At 62.9% G+C, this 3,001-nt stretch carries 3 protein-coding genes; 1 reads left to right on the top strand and 2 read right to left on the bottom strand.

What is annotated here, in order from left to right; all coding sequences use genetic code 11:
- Together AC1D0Z_RS18645 and AC1D0Z_RS18650 are read right to left on the bottom strand one after the other, a co-directional pair.
- A partial coding sequence (locus tag AC1D0Z_RS18645) for a DUF1688 family protein (protein WP_477659685.1) occupies positions 1 to 705 on the bottom strand: 705 nt, incomplete at its 3' end.
- Complete coding sequence (locus tag AC1D0Z_RS18650) at positions 698 to 2,026, bottom strand: GTP cyclohydrolase II (protein ID WP_477659686.1); 1,329 nt, start codon at positions 2,024 to 2,026, stop codon at positions 698 to 700. The genes AC1D0Z_RS18650 and AC1D0Z_RS18645, both read right to left, overlap by 8 nt.
- Positions 2,027 to 2,233: 207 nt before the next feature.
- Here AC1D0Z_RS18650 and AC1D0Z_RS18655 point away from each other — a divergent pair.
- A partial coding sequence (locus tag AC1D0Z_RS18655; protein WP_477659687.1) for an alpha/beta fold hydrolase occupies positions 2,234 to 3,001 on the top strand: 768 nt, incomplete at its 3' end.

Raw genomic sequence — 3,001 nt, forward strand, 5'->3', positions numbered from 1 at the left:
GATCGCGGGCTGGTATTGCAGCGACTGGCCCAGGCGCAGCAGCAGCGCGGCGCGCCCGTCGAGGCCGATCAGCGTATTCTMGGGCGTGACCTGGTAAGCCTGGGCCAGCTGGTCGGMGGTAATGGTTTTGAGGCGGGCAGCATCGGCTTGCAATGGCTGCTGCGGGTCGCTTGAAAAGAGGCCGGCCATGAAAGCATGAAAACTTGCCACGCCGAGGCCTTCGGAACGGCTGTATTCGCTGCAGGGGTGCTCCCCTTGGGCTGCTTCAAGGTAGTGCCATTGGGCGCCGGCACCGGCGTCCAGCAGCACGCTGATGAGCGCGAGGTCAATCTGCGCGCGGGCGCGCCCGGCGGGCGTGGCGGATGCCAGCGCATCATTCAGCTGGGCCAGGCGGTCAATGCCGCCGGCTTCGAAATGCCGCCAGCGGCTGTGGTACGGAATGTCCAGGCCCGGATAGCGGGCGCGGGTGATTTCGGCCACCAGCGCGGCAGCGGTTGTCAGGGCGCCGTCATTGACGGTAAACCAGGCGGATTCGCCGCGGCGTGCCCGTTCGAGCAGCGCGGCGGCGCGGGCACGAATCGTTCTGGTGGAGCGTAATTCTGCGGCGGCGCTGATGCCGCGCAGGTTTCCGGCGATGGTGTAGTTGGCGTTGACGGGGTTGCTGGGGGCGGCGGAACTGTCAGGTCGGGGCGTGGTTTCAGACATCCAGCCCCCGGCCCTTGGCTTTTTTCAGTTCTTCGGCGTCGGGCACCGCGCCGGGGGTGAAATAGCCTGCGGCCATCTTGGCGTCCATTTCAACCTGGGCGTCAGCAGGGATCATGTGTTCGGGAATGTTGATGCGCTGAACCACCTCGATGCCCGAGCGGGTGATGGCGTCGTACTTCATGTTGCTCATGGAAACGAGCCGGTGGATTTTGCGGATGCCCAGCCAGTTGAGCACGTCGGGCATCAGCTCCTGGAAGCGCATGTCCTGAACGCCGGCCACGCATTCGGTACGGTTGAAATACTGGTCAGCCGTGTCGCCGCCGACCTGGCGCTTGCGGGCGTTGTAGACGAGGAACTTGGTGACTTCACCCAGCGCCCGGCCTTCCTTGCGAAAATAAGACACCAGGCCCACGCCGCCGCGCTGTGCACCCTGGATGCATTCTTCAATGGCGTGCGTGAGGTATGGGCGGCAAGTGCAGATGTCGGAGCCGAAGACGTCGGAACCGTTGCATTCGTCGTGTACGCGGGCTGTCAGCTCGATATCGGGGTTGGCGAGGTCGCGAGGGCGGCCGAAAATGTACGCCGTGAGGCCGCCGATGGGCGGCAGGAAAACTTCCAGATCGCTGCGGGTGACGAGCTCGGGGTACATGCCGCCAGTTTCTTCAAACAGCACGCGGCGCAAATCGGTTTCGCTGCAGCCAAAGCGGCGGGCAATCTCGGGCAGGTACCAGACCGGTTCAACGGCGACCTTGGTCACCATGGCCGCGCCGCCGGCTGTCAAAAACTTGCCGTCGGCCTTGAGCCTGCCGGACTGCAGGGCCTCGATCACCTCGGGCAGGATGACATGGGCCTGGGTGACCGCGATGGTTGGCCGGATGTCGTAACCCGCCGCCAGCTCACTGGCAAAAACGTCGGCCACCATGGCACCCCATGGGTCCATGGCGACGATGCGGCCGGGCTCACTCCATTGCGGGTAGGGGCCAATCACATCGGTCGGCGAGGTGTTGGTCAGGTCAGCCTTGTGGCTGGCTTTGAGCGCGCCGGAGGCAACGGCCAGCGCGCGGTAGACGCTGTACGAACCGCTGTGCGTACCGATGACATTGCGGTGGCTGCGTTTGGTGGTGGTGCCGACCACGGGGCCGCGTTCGGCGGCAGTGGCGGCGGCCCAGCGGATGGGCAGGGCGCCATAACCTCCCGAGTGGGAGGTCAATCGGATGTGGGAGATCGCAGGACTGGCCGGAGCTGTGGAGGTGGGCGCAGAAACAGGCGCAGGGGGAGCCGGCCTCGGATCAGTGGACTTGGCGGCAACTTCAGCAGGCATTGCGGATCCTTTAAAAAATCCAATGTAGCGATGCCTGCCGGGATTGACAAGCCCGGCGGTTTCACCGGGTCGCTAATTTGCGACAAGGCGGCGCACAAAAATGGGGAGAGGGTGGTGTAAGCGGTTGCCGGGCGGCGGCACTGACCGACACCGTTGTCCTACATGCCGACATCTCGGGTCGAGGTATTTTCCTGGCTGGAGCATGACATGAATCCATTCAACCCTGCGAACCTGCCGATAGTACACAAGACCCTTGAGATCGATGGTGTGCCCATCTTTTACCGCGAGGCCGGAGTCCCTGAGGCGCCGGTTGTCTTGCTGCCGCACGGCTATCCGAGCTCGTCTTTCCAGTTCCGCAATTTCATGCCGGCGCTGRCTGACCGCTGGCGGCTGATTGCGCCGGACTATCCGGGGTTCGGCTACAGCGGGACGCCGGAAAACAGTGAGCAGGCATGCTCGTTTGATGGATATGCCGGCTTCCTCAAGCAGTTCACGGAGAGTTTGGGCCTGAAACGGTATGCGCTTTACCTGCACGACTATGGCTCGCAAATCGGACTGCGCCTGGCCATCCGCCATCCCGAGCGGGTAGCTGCGCTCATTATTCAGAATGGTGATATTTATGAGGATCAGCTGGGGCCCAAATACAAGCCTATCCAGGACTACTGGGCGAATCCCTCGAAAGAGGCGCGCGCCAAACTGGAAGAGGCGGTAAGTGAAGACGGTTTCAGGAAAGAATTTATCGGGGAGGTCGATGCGGACCTGGTGGACCGCATTCCGCCTGATCTATGGCGCTTGTCGTGGCCGCTCATGAACCATCCGAAGCGCCGCGCCATCGCCCTGGCGTTGATGGAGGGATTGAAGGAAAACCTGCAGTGGTTCCCAAAATACCAGGCCTACCTGCGGAAATACCAGCCGCCAACACTGATCGTGTGGGGACCTCAGGATGGCTACATGCCCGAAGGCGCAGGGAGAGCC

It is taken from the genome of Polaromonas sp. P1_E3 (genome assembly GCF_056405935.1).

What these genes read in the sequence shown, in the direction of transcription:
- AC1D0Z_RS18650 (WP_477659686.1), bottom strand. Translation starts at nt 2,026, where the DNA reads ATGCCTGCTGAAGTTGCCGCCAAGTCCACTGATCCGAGGCCGGCTCCC.